The organism is Pseudomonas sp. MH10, from assembly GCF_034353045.1.
In the GTDB taxonomy this organism is placed as follows: Bacteria; Pseudomonadota; Gammaproteobacteria; order Pseudomonadales; family Pseudomonadaceae; genus Aquipseudomonas.
Genome location: NZ_CP133783.1, coordinates 970,033 through 987,417 on the forward strand (window position 1 = coordinate 970,033; position 17,385 = coordinate 987,417).

Genomic DNA, 17,385 nt, shown 5'->3' on the forward strand with positions numbered 1-17,385 from the left:
CCTCAAGGCTGGCCGAGAGGGGGCTCTAGGGATTGCGAAGTTCGTAAGTACATCGTGATTGCGTAATGTCAGGTGTGGCACGAGGGCTTACACCGCTCCAGCGCCGTCCATTCATCCATCGGAAAACTGTCCGAACAGCCCGAGATTCCCTATATGGACACAGAAGCTTCTTCAAACGTACTTCCTGGCCGATGCCCTATCGAAGCAACAAGTGACCCGACGGATGAGCCTGAAGACATAGATCAAGGCACCATGAAGCTGATAGTGGGCCTTATTGCAGTGTCTCTGGGAACAGTGTGCACCCTCTTGGCAGGCAAATGGCTTACTTCTATCAGTGAAGCATACGTCCAAGGTGGTTGGGCGCGGGACGTATTTGTGGGGTCCCTGTTCTCAATTGCCGCGTTCCTACTTGCCTATCTTGGCGGTTCGAAGTGCGAGGCCTGGCTGAGCAAGATTGCTGCAGTCGCTGCACTTGGGGTTGCGTTGTTCCCATGTAACTGCAAGCTATGCCCATCTGTTGACGAAGCCGTGCGCACGGCGGGAGCCGCGTTAGCCAGCTGTGTTGAGCCCCCAACGATGGAACGGGTGCCCGGCGTTCATCTGGCCTCCGCTACAGTTCTCTTTCTAGTCCTTACCGCGTTTTGCCGCATTTTCTACCTCAGGGCTAAACGAAAATGCGAGCAGTCGCTCACTCAAAAGCCGACTATGGCCGGCCGACGAATGGTGATCTACTTAATATGCGCTATCGCAATACTCGGATCGGTTGCCGCGTTAGGAGTTGGGGCGATATTCCACTTGGACGAAAAATACCGAGGCTTTGTATTTGCAGGCGAATCGGCCGGTCTGTTCGCATTTGGCATATCTTGGTTGACCGCCAGCAAGGTTGTACCCTGGCTTGCGAACGATAGTGAGCGGCTGCAACCCACACTCAGAAAGAAACGGGGGGCCGCCATTGATTCTGGTGCAGGCATTAATGGGCCTAAGGCAAGGCTTTTGCGACCACAATGAAGGCGGTCGCATTCGATCAGCTCCGGCCCACAATTGTTGCGCTATGGAGAGTCAGTGTATGACCTGGTCAGGCGATGCGATCGGCTGAACGACCAGCATGAGGACTCCGCCCTCGCTCGCAAAAAGGTTCAGGCTGACTGCAAGCGGCTAAAACTCTTTCGACCCAAGCGGTGTGAAAGCGTTTGTGAGCGAAGCGACCACCAAAATAGGGCTGAAAACCGCATGCACAATCCGACCTCACAAACCAGCCGATCAATTTCAGATTTCACGCACAAGCGCGCTCTTCAATTTCTGGTTGGGTTTTTCACACAGCCTGTTTATGGGCCCTTTTTTCTGCGGTCGATTCAATACGCATAAGGGGCTCGTCAGAGAGCACATTTTGTTGGCGATTCGAATGTTATGCCCGCTGATTGTTTGCTTGCTAAAATATAGTTCTCGTCGCCTAGCGATGCTTGGCGATAACTTAAACCCATCTTGCATTCTGTGCCTGGATACATATCGAGTTCGTATATCAATTGTCCAATAGCCCATTCTATTTGTTGGTCGTATCTATTTAGCAGAAGGAAAAATGTTGCTGGCGTCAAAGTCCAAATCGCCAAATAAAAAATTGCCTGAAAAATAACTGTAGCAACAGCGTAGCGACTGCCTTTATCATTAACCTTAACTCCAAAAATCCATTTCGTAAGTCGTGGTGCTTTTGTCGCAAAAGTCGATCCGTAAATGAAAAATGGAGCCATTGCAACGGAGATAGGAATAAAAATTGCTCCCGCAGCAATAAAAAGAAATGGAATCGCGAATATTGCTAAAAAAGCCAAAGTATGAGGAAAGGTTGTAGGGGGTACATGAGCCATTCCACCGATTATTTTTCCCGAGACGCTGAACGCGAGATTGGAGCCAACAGCAAATGCGATGGCGATCAACCCCTTGCCAACCGTGGTTTCATAGAGGATTGCGTAGATGCGATAAACATCATGCGCAGCCACGCCTAGGCAGTAAATAAAAAATACTATCGCGGTCGGTGCAAATAAATTGCTGGGGTCCAGCAAGTAAAGATATCCCAGAAAAGGGAGGAACAGGATAACATTGAGGTAAAGTTGATGATAGCGTTCAAGATTATCGTACCAGTTTACTATGCCTCCCAAAAAACCAGCGAATTTATTGAGATCATATTTTTCTGGGTGGAGAATTTGCATCACACTAATTGCGATCGCGATACCAAGAAAGATTACAGTTGTTGAAAATGATACAAGTCGCCATTGAGCCGGAGTGATACAAAGAAAAAAGAAAAGAGCGGTTCCGACTAATGAAACTCGCTTCGTGAGTTCGAGAAATTTTTCTCGCCTAGTAATGGCAGCGTGCTCCCCGGAAGCAGTTTTGGTAGTTCGCTTTATACTTCTCATTATTACTAAGATCCTGCATGAAATAGTGTGATTGCGATGAGGTAGGATTACTGCGTTATCGGAACAAGAGCAAGAAACTTTAATGCTCTCCGCTTAAGTCGGCATTGGCCGCCCGACCTAAACTGAAATACCTTTCTTTCACCTACGCCAACTAGCCTTGTCCATAAGTCAGATGAGCTTTCCAATTTCGAACATACCGGTATGGAGCGCCTAGGCGCGTTTGGAGGTTCAGAGAGGAGCCTGAGCAAGGTTCAGGGTGTGGAATCGGTGTATGTGGCGACGGGGTCACTCTACGAGCGGAATATGGGTTGGTTGCCTGGGGCGAATAAGGTTCATACGATACCCAGTGGGTACTGGAAGGTGATCTCCACAGGAGGTACGTCTGAATCGCCCCTGGTTTCCGATAGACAGCGGCAGCGGGCAGGGTGGCGATTAACACACTAGCAGCAATGGCTCCAGGCGTAATGGCGCAAATCACCGAAATACCCGATGCGCGGATCAAGGCCGCGCGCTGTACTCTGGTATGTACACCTGCGACTCGTAAGAATTACTCCGTGGCTGGGCATTTTACCGTGCCGGGGGAGCTCTGCAACGATGTCACAGTGCTGTCAGGCATTGACGGTTGCTCAAGCGTGCGAAGAAAATGCCGAACAACAAACTACCCATCTGCGACCGCACCGGTTGTGGGTGTTGGGCGATCAACTGATGGATGCAAGGAACGCAAGTGAGTGATTTCAGAGGAGCTCGAGGTTCCAACACCGGCGACGACTTCCACGAGTTATGGGCCGCCCGGCATGCTATCCGCCTTCTAGACGACCGTGATCCGCTTCAAGCGTTGACTGTAGAAGGGATTGCTCCAAGTGACGAAGCTGGGTCATCCCCTTCTACGTGGGACGGCGTGGATTGCGCATTGTACGAAGGCGGCGGCAACGCAAAGGAAGCTGATCGTATATTGTTGGAGCAACTGAAGTATTCCGCCGCGAATCCTCGCAGTTCGTGGACCGTCGCACGAATGGTGAGCGGCGATAAGCGCGAGGACAGCGTCCTGAATCGCTTGGCAAAAGCCTGGGCTGGGATACAAGCCCTGGAGCCAAAAGGAACAGTTGAAGTATCACTGGTAACCAACCAGCCCATCGCGGCTGAGTTAAAAACTGTTACAGCAAAGCTCGCAACAGGTAGCGTATCCGCTCCACGAAAACGACCTGGAAAGGATGAGCCGGACGAGCGAAAAATGGCGTTCGCCGCCGGACTGTCCAAATCTGTGCTGCCCGAATTTGCAAAGGCTCTTCGATTCAATGGTGGAGCAGGATCGCGCTTCGCGATTGAGAAAAAGTTGCTCGCTGATATTTCTGGATGGACCGATCTCGAGTTACAAGCGCCAGTCTCTAATCTTCGCCAGTTCATTCGTCAGCGCATGCGTCCCGAATTTGCGGGCGAGTTAATAACGAAGGAGTCAGTTTTACTCGAACTCGGCGTCTCTACGATGGGCGCATTGTTCCCTTGCCCACCTGTCCTTGAACGAGTTGATGCACCGGTGCCACGGAGCAGCGTCGCTGACATTGCGACCGAGATCGCTGCCGGCAAACAGCGAATCTGTCTACATGGTCCTGGAGGGGTCGGCAAGACGACTGCGCTGCAGCAAATTGAGGCGATGCTCCCGCCTCATTCGATCATGGTGACTTACGATTGTTATGGAGGTGGCACCTATCTAGATGCCGCTACTTTGCGTCATCGACATGTGGACGCGTTTTTACAGCTATCCAATGAGCTTGCCACGAGGCTGCGGCTGCCAATTTTGCTTAGCCGTCACCAGCTATCAGACCCTCCGCGCCTGTTCTCGAATCGCCTAGGCCACGCAGCCCAGGCGCACGCGTCTGAATATCCGGACGCGCTGATCGTCATTGCCGTTGACGCCGCCGACAATGCCGTTACGGCTGCGACAACACGCAAACCGCCTGAGGCTTGCTTTGTACACGACTTCTTGGAACTGGGCGACTTGCCGCCTAATGTCCGGTTCATCGTTACGGCAAGGACAGGCCGTCTCGCTGAACTTGCCCTACCGTCTAGTTATAGACTTTCAGAGATCGAACCGTTTACCCGTGATGAAACTGAAATCAATGTACAGCGGAAGTGGGCTGCAACAGATGATTGGATCGATGCGTTTCACAGGCTGACCATGGGAGTACCTAGAGTCCAAGCTTATGCTATGGATCTGGGTGATGCACCTCCCGAAAAAGCGATTGACCGCCTCTTGCCCGCAGGCCGGTCTCTGGACCAAGTATTTCGCGAGCAGTTTGAGCGAGCCCTGGGGAAAAGCGGAATCGCAACAGACCTTCCAAGGTTTTGTGCAGGGCTCATTGCTCTTGCGCGGCCAGTACCGATAGAAGATCTCAGCGCGATCATTCGTATCCAGGTGCCAGCGCTGATTGACATCTGCACCGACATGGCACCAGCGATTCGGCTCACTGAAAACACTGTCGCCTTTGCGGACGAAGACTTCGAGCACTTCGTCCGTGAAGCGGGGGAGTCAATGCTAAGCGAAGTAACCCAGAACGCTGCTGATTGGCTGATGAGCCGCTGCGAAAGCGATTCTTATGCTGCGCAGCACGTCGCAGGTCTACTCGCTGCGTCTGGCTTGGGCAATAAGCTGCTTGATCTCGTTGAACACGGACCTTCGCCGGCTGCAATTGATGATCCGGTGAAGCGGCGAGAAGCGGAACTTACGCGCTTACGGTTAGCTATCTCCTTCTGTCGGAAGGCGGGCGATAGTCAACGCGCGCTGCGTTTCGTGCTCATCGGAGGCGAAGGGCTCAAGACTGAGCGCGCGCTACGGGCACTCCTGTCTAATAATCCAGACCTTGCGGTGCGATTCGCTGCTGACACTGCTGGGAGGCTCGTCCTTACCGATCCGAAACAAATCGGCTACCACGGCGCTTTCCTGCTTCACAAACAAGTGATTGACTCGCTCAACGGCGATCGAATTTCGTTGCATGAGGGGCAGCGATTTATCGAAGCTTGGATGGCTGCACGTAAAGCCCTCATTCAAAAGGCCCAGCATTGCGACTGGCGGCTTGAAGTTGCAGACGTTGCGGCCAGCATCGAAACAGCGCTTCGCAGTAATGGGCCAGAGTTTGCTTTGCAGTCGCTGTGGAAATGGAAGCCGAAGCGGGTTCGGCTGCTGGTGGCGCGCTGCCTGATTCCGCGGCTAATTGCGCAAGATGGGTCGGGTCTGCTTCAGGGAGTACTGGACACACGTCATCTCAAACCCTGGGAAGAGCTTTTTGTACTCGTACCCTTGGTGGTGTCCGGTGCTCCCTTGGATACCAAAAGGCTCACGAGCAGCCTGAGCGCCTTTTGCAAGCGCTGGATGTTATCTCCCAAGCGTCAGGGTGCACGCAGTCTGCTGGAAAGCTTGTGGTCATGGATGATGGATGTTGCCATGACATCTTGTGAGCTTCTTGCTGCGGACCCGCTATCTGCGACTGCTGTAGATGGTTTCTTGGATGTAGTGCTTTTGCCTGACAGCCGGAGAATCGACAAGGTTCATATCAGTAACACAAGTCATATGGATCTGCTCTTTCGAGCGCACGCACTCCGAGCGGCCCGGACCGGCGGGAAGTTGGAACCCGACGACCTCTACGAATCCAGGCCCGAGCCCGCGGAGAAAAAGGAGCGCGGCCGCGACACCTATCACCAAGAAGAGGCAGATCGTAAGCTAAACGAGCTGACCAATATGCTGTATCCCGTCTATGCGGCGACTGCACTAGCGATGTCCGGGAAGAATGACGACACAATCGCTAATGTTCTGGAACAAGCGACGAGGCACAAAGAGAGCAACACATGGCGTCTCGCGCGCGATCACAGTGCCAGCGCGCTTGCCATGGCAGCCGCTCGTGGCGCGCTATTGCTCGTAGGCCGTAAATTAGACGCGGAGTTCGTTCTACGCATCGCCAAGCGAATTCATGGTAGGCGGGGAGACTCCGATTTGCAGCCGGATATAGAGTTTGCGGAGCGTATGATGCTGCGCCCAGAACTGCAGGCCGCACTTGTCGTGGATATTGACACAGCGGCTTCTGTTATGGGCACTCAACGCATTGGCGCCCGAGACAAATCCCAAGCGCTTCTAACTTACTCACGCCTGCTCTTGCCGTTCAGTCCCGACGATGCTAATGCTGTTTTTCATGATGCAATTGAGGCCGCCAGCCAACTCGATCGGGAAATCGTGGCGCAACTACGCTTGCTCGGCCAGCTTTTCAAGCGAGGCACTGGTGACGTCGAGGACAGGAGAGTAGCCGCCCGTGATCTTTGTGAGGTGCTGGTTGATGCAGCCGTCCGTCTAGACGGCGATGAGAACCTGCCCTGGAAAGAGGTCATGGAAACTGTTGCGGCTTTAGACCTTCCTCTCGCGCTCGCAAACACGGCGAAGTGGCAAGATGCCAATCTCGTCGACTTCTCTCAAACACTGGCGCCGGTCCTCAACTCTGGACTCACCCAAGGGACACTAGACCCAGCTGCGGCAATGGCATTAGAGTTGATGCTGCACGGCAATCATGCAATCGATGATGCAGCATTGGACCACGTCGCCAACTGCGTTAACCCAGGATCTTATCTTGAGGAAGCGGCGTGGAACGCATTAATCCGCCACAACGAACGTGATAACAGCAAGCTGCTCATTAGTCGTGGGATGGCGAAGTGGTCGGGGCAATGGAGCAGGGCACTCCGTGAGCGACAGGCATTTCTTGAAAGTCTGGAGGAGACAGCCTCTTCTCTGCCCGCTATCACGAAAGTAGCGACAACAGAGCCTGAAGTTCGCTCCACAACGACTTGGACCCGGGAGAACCTGCTCAACGGCGAGGACTTTGCCAATGCTTTGAAAACTGCGCTTCAGACTGCACGTACTGAAGATAGATATGTTTCGCTATCGGATCTGATTGCAACTGCTGCGGAACGCGTTGAGATACGTGACCGCTTGGCTTTTCTCAAGGTGTTACGAGACCTTAAGGTTCGAGATGGTGCGAGCGTGGTCGAAATGATGTTGCTAATGCTCGATCGATGGAATACACCGGCCATTCGAAGATGGGCTGCATCGGAATTGCCCGAAGTTATCGTTGAGCGCCTTCCCGATTTTGCCAGATACATCGGACACAGCGAAACGTCTCTCCCTAAAGCATTGAAGTGGACTGGTTTGGCCCCAGATGGAGCAGCAAATTTGCTTTTGCGTGGTGTGGAGCAGCATGGGCAAATGTTCGACGGAGAACAGGTCTTTGTTCTGGCGGGGCTGATTGCAGGGCATCTGGATCCGCACTCTTCGTCAGTCATTGGCGTATGGTACGCAAACCGTCTTGCCGAACGTGTCTCGCCCGAAAATCGAGACCAAACCTGGCAACCGCGGGATGTACCTGTAAACGTTCCAGCATCGGTGGCGCGTTTCCTCTATGCATGCTTGGGCGACTATGATGTGCGAGTGCGATGGCGCGCAGCTCATGGGATACGGCGTTTGGCCAGACTTGATGCTGTCGAAGAGCTGAAAGCGCTAATCGACGAATACGGCCGTCGGGATGAGTCAATCTTTCGGTCTTCTCGTCTCGACTTCTTCTGGATCGCCGCGCGGCTGTGGTTTGTGATTGCCTGGGATCGCATTGCAGCTGAGCTGCCAGAAATAGGTGCTCAAGTGGGAACACTTCTACTCGCCGTCGCGTTGGATCAGACTTTTCCACATCTGCTTCTTGTCTCATTTGCGCGCGATGCTTGCCTCAAACTGGTAGACGCGGGCGCCCTTGCGCTTGATCCTTCCCAAATAGAACAATTGAATGCTGCCGGGCGATCAGCGTTGATACCTCTGCCGGGGACGAGCCGTAGGCCACCTCGGGTCCGTAACGGCTCCGGAGAACCAGAACGCCGCTTTCAGTTCGACCCTATGGATACGGTGCCTTATTGGTACGATCCGATGCTTGATAGCTTTGCCAATGTTTCCCAAGATCTGCTGCTGACTACGGCAGAGACCTGGATTATTGATCGCTGGGGTTATCCTGGCGAAATTCGATCGTACGAGGCAGAACGTCAGCAGGGACGTATCTCATCTCATGACTGGGCTCTCACGCGCAATGATCATGGTGCCAATCCGACACTCGAGCGCCTGAGCACCCATCTCGAATGGCATGCGCTATGGTGTTCCCTTGGCGAGCTGCTACGAACCGAGCCGCTCGCTGAGGGAGAACACTCGGACTGGAGTTCTCTGTCTAATCGCGTCGAACGTCAAATGCTAACCCAACCGCCGTGCTGGTCGGCAGACCTACTGGGGCCTATTCCACTGCGGTCTGACTTCTGGCGGAAATCCGAGGAATCACTAGCTATTTGGGTGGAGCAGGTCTCAGAGCTCAACATGCGGAGAGAGATGATACCGACCGATTGCCCTGGCCACATCCTTGTCGGCGGTGAATGGCGGCTTGTTAATGCCGATCGCGTTGAGACACTTTCTTTTTCAAGCGCTCTGGTTGAGAAGGAACTTGCCGGATCTTTGGTACGCACCTTACAGACGATGGAGAGCACGTGGGATTATTCGATCCCGACCGAGAGTGAGGACGCTTACGACGGCGATGACGGCGATTATCAGATGATTCCCTGGCTAAGCCGACCGTATTCAGATGGCGGAATCGATAGTCAAGATCCTTTGCGAGGCAACGCAACGCTCGTGGGCTGGATGCCAGCGAGCTGGATAATCGGCGAATACGGACTGGAATGCGATCCGGATGGCGGGAATGCCTGGTCGTTACCCGGTCAAGCAGCAATGTTTCGCTACGAAGTTTGGGGTGACCGTGAATCGGACGGAGATCACTATCAATCGTACCCTTCGACCTCGGGATGCAGATTGCTGACCGAGCGTAATCAGTTAAAAGCGCTCCTACAGAATGAGGGGCTTGAGCTTGTCATCGTGATGGAGGTCAGACGTGAAGGACGCAGCAGTCGACGAGGCTATGACTCGGAAGAGCAGAATCCCGAGGCCACGTACGCTCGGGTCTACAGACTCGACGAAGAAGGGCGCCTCTATACCGCCGAAGGGTGTATTGGATCTTGGGAGAGCGATTGTCCATCAGCTTGAAAACGACACGCGTGGTGAGTTGGCGTCTCGCTGGATGGCTCATCATCTTGCAGAACTTATGGATCTCGCTGAGAACAGTGAAGGGGAGGTCCGACAGACAGCAAAAAAGCAAGCTGCGGAATTGATAATCAAGCTTTGGGCAAACCGCCGCTCTCTACCGGCATCGGTTGACCCAATGGGTGGTCAGATGGCCGCGATAGAACTTCTGACTGCAATGCAGCCTACGGCGAATCCTTGGGCACGGTTTCGACGCACTCATTCGAAAGATGATCTGCTTCATGAAATGTTCGGTGTGCTCACACAGATCGTCATGAGCGGACTCCTGTTGACCCGTCCCGTAGAGGTTCGATCCATCGAAGATGCTGAATGGGATGCGCTAACGGAGGATGAACGATTCCTGACTGACCAGTTGGGACGGTGGAAGAAACTGTTAGTCATCCCAGCTTCAGAAGACTTCGACCTAGAGGCCTTCTATTCAAAATTTATCGACGATGACGTAGACACTGAACTGGAAGAGCCAACGGGACCGTTAGCCGAGGAAGAGAAAGACGGGCCAGCTCCTAAGGACGAGCGGCGCGTGATCCTATCCAACCTCGAGACCTTTCAGTCAAAGCTTGCAGCACTCGTTGATCAGTGTCGTAATTCCCTGAATTCCGATGATGCAGTTGAAGAGGATGAGGTGGACGAATCTGAATTACGGTAAGGGTACTCGTATCAATGACCGCCCCACACTGATACTGGTTCCCAGTGTGATTGCCACATACCCAGCTATCTGTTCAACCCGCTACACATGGAGTCGACGAAGGCTACCTTAAGCAGCGAGACGTTCACGCTGGCTTAAAAAATTCACTCTGGTTAGAGCAACAGCATGCAAGAAACTCAGGAACATATTGATATCAGAACAAAACTCGATGAAGTTGATGAAAACTTCAAAGAGAGATTGTCAGTTTTCTTTGAGAACAAAGTACACGGCACACCAGATCGAATCAGCAAAGTAGGTTGTATGGCGCTCGCCAAGATGGGGGCTGGCACATGGAATGCCTGGCGAGAAAAGTTCCCATCGGAGCTCTACGGCCACTTTGACTATGTAAACACTGCAGATTTCTCGGACACTGATTTCTGCGGTCTACAATGGATTTCGGCGGGGAAATCTATTTCGACGATTTCAAATTCGGGCCGGGTGCAAGTTTTAAAAGTGCAAAACTCCCACGCCACACATCCTTTGACCGGGCAATCATCGGAGAGTCATCTGACTTTTCTAATGTCACAATTGATGCCCGCTCGAGTTTTAAGAGCACTAAATTCTCAAGGTATACGAACCTAGAATCAATCTATCTTGAGGACTGGATTGATTTTGACTACGCAGAGTTTGAAGGAGACAATGACTTTTCAGGATCTTCATTTGGACACTGCACTCGATTCAACGGGGTAAAATTCGGTCCTGATATCAGCTTTGCCGATTGCACATTCAGACAAGCCGTATGCTTCGAATCTATCCAGGACAATACAAAAGAAGCAGTCGACTGGACACCTTACGATCCCACAAGCAAGACATTCAATCGGATATCCTTTGAAAGGTGCACATTCAAAGATTCTGTGAGCTTCAAAAATCGGGAATTTCGAGATACCGCCCTTTTTGACAATGCCACCTTCAAAAAACCGCCAATTTTCTTTGGCTGCACACTACATCAGGACATGTCGTTCAAGTATGTAACGTTTCCTCCTGCAACGGGAAAGGATTCCCACATCAGAACCTACCGATACCTGAGGCTTTCCTTCAGCCAGCTACAGGCACCTCAAGAAGAGCAGCATTTCTTCCAGTTGGAAATGGCAGAAATCGCGCATGGTCTCAAAGGAGTGTTGCTGCTGACCGAAAACTGACCCAGTAGAGGCTGATCTGCCGACTGAAAACTGACCCAGGTGTTCAACTGCTTCTGCTCACTTTTCGAGCAGGAGAACACAGGGTGATCAGCATGGAAATGTTGGGAAAAATCCGGCGGATGTACTTCCGCGACAAGCTCTCGCTGCATCAGATAGCCAAGCGTACCGGGCTGTCGAGAAACACCATCCGAAAATGGGTCAGAGCACCCGAAGCAACCCAGCCGGCGTACCAGCGGTGCGCGACCTTCAATAAACTCAGTCCATTCCACGAGACACTGGAGCAGGCGCTCAAGGCCGATTCGTTCCGGGCAAAGCACAACCGTAGAAGCGCCAAAGCGCTGTTTGAGCGGATCAAGGCCGAGGGTTATGACGGCGGCTATAGCCAGCTCACGGCGTTTGTGCGCTGTTGGCGAGGCGAGCAAGGCAAGTCTTTACGAGCTTTTGTACCGCTGACTTTTGCCCTCGGTGAGGCCTTTCAATTTGACTGGAGCGAAGAGGGTCTGCTGATCGGTGGCCTGTTTCGACGTATCCAGGTCTCCCATAAAATATTGTTCGTTCCTGGTTGATAAAATTTTCAAGGTTTTGCCTGGCCCTAGTCGACGTCATTTGCGGTTACCCCCGCATGCTGTCGGCAGCGCTCAATAGTCGCGCTTACCGCCAGAATGGTCGTCTGATGTTGGGCAAGCGGCCTATTGTGTAGAAGGTCACCGGCCTGTTCTGCCGTATCAATAAACCGTTGCGCCTCCCGTTGCAGCGCCTCTTTTACCTGCTCATGATGACCGTCAACAAAGGGATGAAATTTTTTACAGGTGTAACAGGAGTAGACCGGATTATAGGGGCAGTTCGTGTGGGTAGGCAGGGCGCAGGCACCAATATCCCCGATGTACTGAGTGTCGACGATGCCGCGAACCTCTCTTTCCGACTCGGTATTGCGACGCTGCACGATTTCTCCGGTTAATAGACTACGCATGATGCGTTGATAGGCAGGGCTCTTGCCAAGCGCTTTCTCTTTGATCCGGGCGATGTTGGGGGTCGTCGTGACATAGGCCCGCGCCGCGACCGTGCTGTTGTAACCGAGTAGTTCAGCAATCATGTCTGCCGGCGTTCCTTGGTCCGCCAACCCTTGCCCAAGGTGATGACGTAGCAGCATGGAAACTTGGTTTGGCTTGTTTATACCTGCCTCAAGCAACTCGTGCTTGAGGGCATTGCCGATCTCAAGCACTGATAGGCGCTTCCCGGCAGGTTGACAAACAATGGTTCGCAGGCATTTCCAAAGCGCCGTTGATGCCATAGCACATATTGTTCAATTTTTTTACCTAGTCGGGCAGTTATCTTGCGGGGCCTGCGATCAGGGCGACGTTGACCAACCTTCTTGGCCATGGGTAGCCAGAGGGTGTAGTACTTCTCCTGATCAGAGATTTCAATGACTTCGAAATCCGTAATGTCAAGCGAATGGAATTGAATCGAGCGCGGCCCCAACTCGAAACTCAGATGGAGCATTATATTGAACTGAAAACTTATCCATTCAACCCAAGAAACCTCTCGATCAATTCGTTTTAATAGACGGATCTCCTCATCCAGTTCCAATCCGGACTGGGAGAGGTAAATGCGGGCGTAGGGATCGACACGATCTGATTTTATATCTTTAATTTTCAGATAGATATTTGGGTCAAAACCCTTAATCCCTCTATCAATTGCCCAACGGTAAAGCCTTCGAAACCCTAAAAGATCTGCTCCTGATTTTTTGAACTCTTCAAGGGCGATGGTCAGCTTATGCAAATCCCAAGGAAGTCCATCCGCTAAAACCGTACTAGATAAAAATCGAAGGGAGTTTGCGAACATGAATGCCGTTCGAGGCGCATATTTCTCAAGCGCATAGGCGATAAAGCCCTTGCCTATTTCAATAAGCTCCGAACTCAGCTGAAGTGCAATCCAATCGATTTTCATGGCCCGACCACCGTCGTACCACGTCCACACGTTTGATCGAGTATCGACGTACCGTGGCTGGTCACTGGTGCGTGTTCGAATCGCAACCTGACTCGGGCCATGGAACACGTAGGCCGGAAAAGAGGAGGAGGGTGAAGCGTGTTCTTGATCGGCTGATTTGGTCACGGCGAACCTCCTTAACTGTCAAGTCGGCTCCAGGCTGCCGACGCACGCTGGGCGTTGTGGAGGTTGGCCGACTCGGCTAAATAACGACTTGCATAACGGCGTGGCATCGTCGAAGTGTCAGACCAGCCGCAGACTTGTCGGAGTTCGTCCGTGGCCCGCTCCAGGTCATGCCCACGCTTCTCCACCAGGTAAGCCAAAAAGCGGTCGGCAAAAGTGTGGCGAAAGTCATGAGCGGAAAGTGTAGGCAATAGTCTCGGATGAGCCAGTTCAATGGTCAGAAACAGCCGATCAAGGACGTTAGACAACGCGCGGATCGACAGCGGACGGCCTCGGTCAGAGATGAACAAATCTGCAAATACCACCTCGATGTTAGCCAGGGTGGTTGAGTTTTGACGAGCGCGCGGGATGTATCGGGTGACACACCAGGACAGGTACTGCTTCAGCAACCGCTGGTACTGGTCACGAGTACGCGGATCGATCTGCTGAAAAGTCGCCATGTCAGTTATGCCAATTCGGCCAACCAGGTTATCAGCCTGACGGCCGCTTTGAAGCCAGATCGCGTAACCGTCCAATAAAGCCAGCATAGCCTCAAAGTGGCAGGCCAAGATGGTCTCGTCGATATCAATATCTCGGCTTTGGGCATAGGTGTAGAAAGCCTGGATAGCACGCAAGTGCGCTGCGGCCGTGTTGTATGCACGATGCCTGAGCTTGAGCTGAACGTATATGAACGGAATGAGCATGGGCAACGGCGCCGCGTTACCTACCTGCACGAGTAACGGTAAACGCTGACCTGAAGAGAAACGGCACTGAATCAGTTTCATCGGTAGCCACCTCATTCGATGACAGGGCCATGAACATTGAGGACATGGCCCGTTGAGAGAATCGACTTCTGAAGTGAGTTTGTCGAATCAGTACCTTAGGTAGCTTGTTGTGACCAGCCGCTAAAAACCGATCCCCTCGCAACCCTCGCGTTTCCTCCCTCACGCCCTCTGCAGGGTTAAAAAAAATAAAATCCACCCTGGATTTTCTTCATTTCAGTTTTTTGACAGCGTAAAGATTTTACATTCAACCTATTGAACTAATTGAACTAATTAAAAAAACAAATTTATAGAATTTGACGTAGTCGGTTTGCCTGCTAGACCTCAAACAAGGCTGTGTTGTTTTGAAAATTTATGGCTTAACGCCATTAATGGTCATGCATACACAACCTACTCAGGAAGTGTTGCCTAAGTCGAAAAGTGTCGGATGCCAAGTAGGCAGAACCTTCTTCACGTGCTAGCAGAACTTACTAAGCGAGGCTCTTCATGGCTCATGCTAAATCACCCAAGTTAAGGCTCATCAAAACCGGTGCTATCCCGACCACGTACAGCCCTCGCACTTTGATTCAAGGCAATGGGTTTTTCCCGGCAATACCGGGATCGTGTCAGTTGCTGCCTAAGCTCCGATTCATGAGAGCCGATGCTTCACTGATGCTTTGCGTTCAGCATCCAGGAAAGCATGAGTTCAAACCGGTGTCGTTCACTCACCTTCCTGCGAAGGTGATTATCGCGCCTGCGGCAGTGAAACTTCCTAGAAACTTCCTATGGGTGCTGATGAGTTTAAGGCCAGCGAAAGTTGGCCTCATAAAAGTCCGTTCGACCCTCAGTCCCTTGACGCCCGGTCGCTGCGCGGAATCGCAGAACTGGCGCAAGAGCCGTCAGCGCTTCCTGCGAGAACTGCAGAGATCGTCGAGCATGCTATCCGAGCCGGGTGGCTCGAGGCATGCAGCACTAAGCGAGCTGTGTGGAACGACGTCAGGGCCAGGTGCCAAGAAGCGGGCATCAAGTCGCCATCCTACAAGACGGTGGCTACAGAAATTGATCGACTGTTTTCTCATGAGGTGCTGCGCTTCCACCCGCTGAATCGCGAGGCGTTTACGGAAAAGCCAGGGGGCTACCCTTCGGAATAGCCCAAAACTTATATCCTTGGAAGCGCCGGTATCATCGGTGTCTCAAGGACTATTGACCAGCGCGGTGCTTGCGCCTCAGCGGCGCCGGCTGGTCGCGTGGAGGTGTGCCATGGGCACATACACCAATCCAGACGGCAGCAAACAGCTTGTAAATTTTGAAGGGGATATCTGGGTCGTCGAGGGCATCGACGAGACCACCCGAAAGCTGCATCTTAAAAGCATCCGTAACGACACACTGCGTCTTGTGAGCTCCGCCCAGGTAGAGTCCGTCGATCACGAGACGTTACTTCAGGCGGCTGTTGCGAAGATTGCAGACAAAACCGCGAAGCGAGCCTTAATCCTGGGTGATGATTTCACACCAGAGCAGAAAGAGCAGGCGCGCCATCGCTTTGAAATCATAGAAAAGCAGTTTGCCGATAACTTGTCAGTCGATGAAGCCGCCAAGGAATGCGGTTTGAGTGTCCAGCGCTACTACGAAGTGCGTAAGCGTTTTAATATTGAAGTAGGCCCTATCAGCTTGCTCGGTAAAAAGCGCGGGCGCAAGAAAGGAACTAAGGCCATCTCCCCTGAAGTCGAAAAGATCATCGCTGAGCATGTATGGCTTTTTCGGGGGGAGGGTGCATCTTATCGGACAGTTTGGAAGGGCGTCCAAGCAGCCTGCTTTGAATTGAAAATCGACAACGTGCCCTCGTATGAAACTGTATGCGATCGGATGAATAACCTGCCTGAGCACATGAAAGATCGTCAGGTAAACGGGAAGAATCATGCTGACGACGCTTTCAAGCTTCGGGACGGCTTCCGCGAGCTCAGTCGCGCGCTCGAACAGGTACAAATGGATCACACCATAGCCGACGTTTTCCTCGCGAGTCGGTATGACCGAAAAGACCCTGTTGGGCGCCCCTGGATCACAATAGCCGTTTGCGCGAAAACGAAAGTCATCCTCGGCTTCTATATCAGCTTTCGGTATCCCAGCTTGGCCAGTGTTGCTCACACCTTGAAGCATGCAGTGATGAGTAAAGAAACGTTCATGAAGAGCGTTGGCCTGAAGGATCATGAGTACGAGTTCTACGGCGTGTTCGATGAACTGTTAACCGACAATGCTCGTGAGTTCCGTTCGGGCAACCTCGTCGCTGCCTGCGCCTTGGAGGGGATCAAGCTACGACATCGCCACCAGAAGCAAGACGGGGGTATCTGCGAGCGCGTCCTCGGTACCTTGAACGTTGGGTTTGTCCATATGCTTCCCGGAGGAACAGGATCGCGGCCGCGCAAGGATCGCGATTTCAATCCGCAAAAGCACGCTGTAATGACGCTGGAAGAGTTCACCCGGTACTTCACCTTGGCCGTGTGTGAATACCACGACACCGCTGGAGAGGATGGCAAGACTCCACGTGATCGCTGGCGGGAAGCGCTTCGGGATGCGAAAGGCCGTCCTTTGGCGCCTCGTCGCGTGCACGATGTGAAGAATTTCATCATCGAGGTGCTGCCAGAGAAGCACCCTAAGATGTCGAAAACCGGCCTCAAGGTGAACGGCTTCCGCTACTCAAACGATGTGCTTCGCCACATGATCGGGAAGCCAATTCGAGTGAAATATGATTCGGCCAACCTGTCGATGGTGTTGGCTCGGTTCGAAGGGCAGTGGATTGAAGTACCTTGCTGCGAGAAAACCACCGGTACGCTCACCGCGAAGGCGATCCTGCAGAAGTACCTCAAACGCGCTGGCAAGCTGGGTGAGCGCGCCGTAAAGGCGTTCCTCGCCCGCGCAGATCAGCTTCGCCAGTCGATCCTGCTTGATACTCCCGCCATGCGTAAGCAGCTTGAGATCAATGACGCTGATAAGGAAGTTGGGCTGGTGACCCATCACCAGCGGCCTGGCAAAAAAAGCAAGCAGGCTACCCGCAACTTTGCTCTTGATGTCGAACCTTTCGAGGGGGAATAGC

8 protein-coding genes and 1 pseudogene are annotated in these 17,385 nt (G+C 52.7%); 5 read left to right on the forward strand and 4 right to left on the reverse strand.

The genetic code is table 11. The features are described 5' to 3' along the window. Positions 1-1,373: 1,373 nt before the first annotated feature. Positions 1,374-2,408 carry a hypothetical protein gene (locus RHM59_RS04400; protein ID WP_322286048.1) on the reverse strand — a complete coding sequence of 345 codons (1,035 nt, stop codon included), beginning with the start codon at positions 2,406-2,408 and terminating at the stop codon, positions 1,374-1,376. Positions 2,409-3,132: 724 nt separating this feature from the next. Here RHM59_RS04400 and RHM59_RS04405 point away from each other — a divergent pair. From RHM59_RS04405 to RHM59_RS04420, 4 genes and pseudogenes are all read left to right on the forward strand, one after another. Next, positions 3,133-9,507, forward strand: coding sequence for a hypothetical protein (locus RHM59_RS04405; protein ID WP_322286049.1), 6,375 nt, complete (start codon positions 3,133-3,135; stop codon positions 9,505-9,507). A gap of 34 nt (positions 9,508-9,541) precedes the next feature. Further along, entirely contained in the window at positions 9,542-10,210 is a 669-nt protein-coding gene (locus tag RHM59_RS04410; protein ID WP_322286050.1) for a hypothetical protein, read from the forward strand. Positions 10,211-10,638: 428 nt separating this feature from the next. Further along, a complete protein-coding gene (locus RHM59_RS04415; RefSeq protein WP_322286051.1) occupies positions 10,639-11,388 on the forward strand; it encodes a pentapeptide repeat-containing protein in 750 nt (249 codons plus the stop codon). Between the two features lie 92 nt (positions 11,389-11,480). Beyond that, a pseudogene (locus RHM59_RS04420) lies at positions 11,481-11,930 on the forward strand (IS21 family transposase); the annotation flags it as partial. A 50-nt stretch (positions 11,931-11,980) separates the two neighbouring features. On the opposite strand, the gene RHM59_RS04425 reads toward RHM59_RS04420, so the two are convergent. Genes RHM59_RS04425 through RHM59_RS04435 form a run of 3 tightly spaced genes read right to left on the reverse strand, consistent with a single transcriptional unit; the run spans position 11,981 to position 14,321 of the window. Beyond that, complete coding sequence (locus RHM59_RS04425) at positions 11,981-12,610, reverse strand: hypothetical protein (RefSeq protein ID WP_322286052.1); 630 nt, start codon at positions 12,608-12,610, stop codon at positions 11,981-11,983. Next, positions 12,559-13,500, reverse strand: a complete 942-nt coding sequence (locus RHM59_RS04430) for a hypothetical protein (protein ID WP_322286053.1) — start codon at positions 13,498-13,500, stop codon at positions 12,559-12,561. The genes RHM59_RS04425 and RHM59_RS04430 overlap by 52 nt, the downstream gene beginning before the upstream one ends. 11 nt (positions 13,501-13,511) lie before the next feature. After that, the gene (locus RHM59_RS04435) at positions 13,512-14,321 is read right to left on the reverse strand and encodes a hypothetical protein (protein WP_322286054.1); all 810 of its coding nucleotides are present in this window, start codon (positions 14,319-14,321) and stop codon (positions 13,512-13,514) included. A 1,236-nt stretch (positions 14,322-15,557) separates the two neighbouring features. Between RHM59_RS04435 and RHM59_RS04440 the strand changes: the two genes are divergently transcribed. Continuing rightward, positions 15,558-17,384: a Mu transposase C-terminal domain-containing protein gene (locus RHM59_RS04440; RefSeq protein ID WP_322170341.1), complete on the forward strand. Its 1,827-nt coding sequence runs from the start codon at positions 15,558-15,560 to the stop codon at positions 17,382-17,384. The last annotated feature ends 1 nt before the right edge of the window (position 17,385 follow it).

What these genes read in the sequence shown, in the direction of transcription:
- RHM59_RS04400 (WP_322286048.1), bottom strand. Translation starts at nt 2,408, where the DNA reads ATGAGAAGTATAAAGCGAACTACCAAAACTGCTTCCGGGGAGCACGCT.
- RHM59_RS04435 (WP_322286054.1), bottom strand. Translation starts at nt 14,321, where the DNA reads ATGAAACTGATTCAGTGCCGTTTCTCTTCAGGTCAGCGTTTACCGTTA.
- RHM59_RS04440 (WP_322170341.1), top strand. Translation starts at nt 15,558, where the DNA reads ATGGGCACATACACCAATCCAGACGGCAGCAAACAGCTTGTAAATTTT.
- RHM59_RS04415 (WP_322286051.1), top strand. Translation starts at nt 10,639, where the DNA reads ATGGATTTCGGCGGGGAAATCTATTTCGACGATTTCAAATTCGGGCCG.
- RHM59_RS04410 (WP_322286050.1), top strand. Translation starts at nt 9,542, where the DNA reads ATGGCTCATCATCTTGCAGAACTTATGGATCTCGCTGAGAACAGTGAA.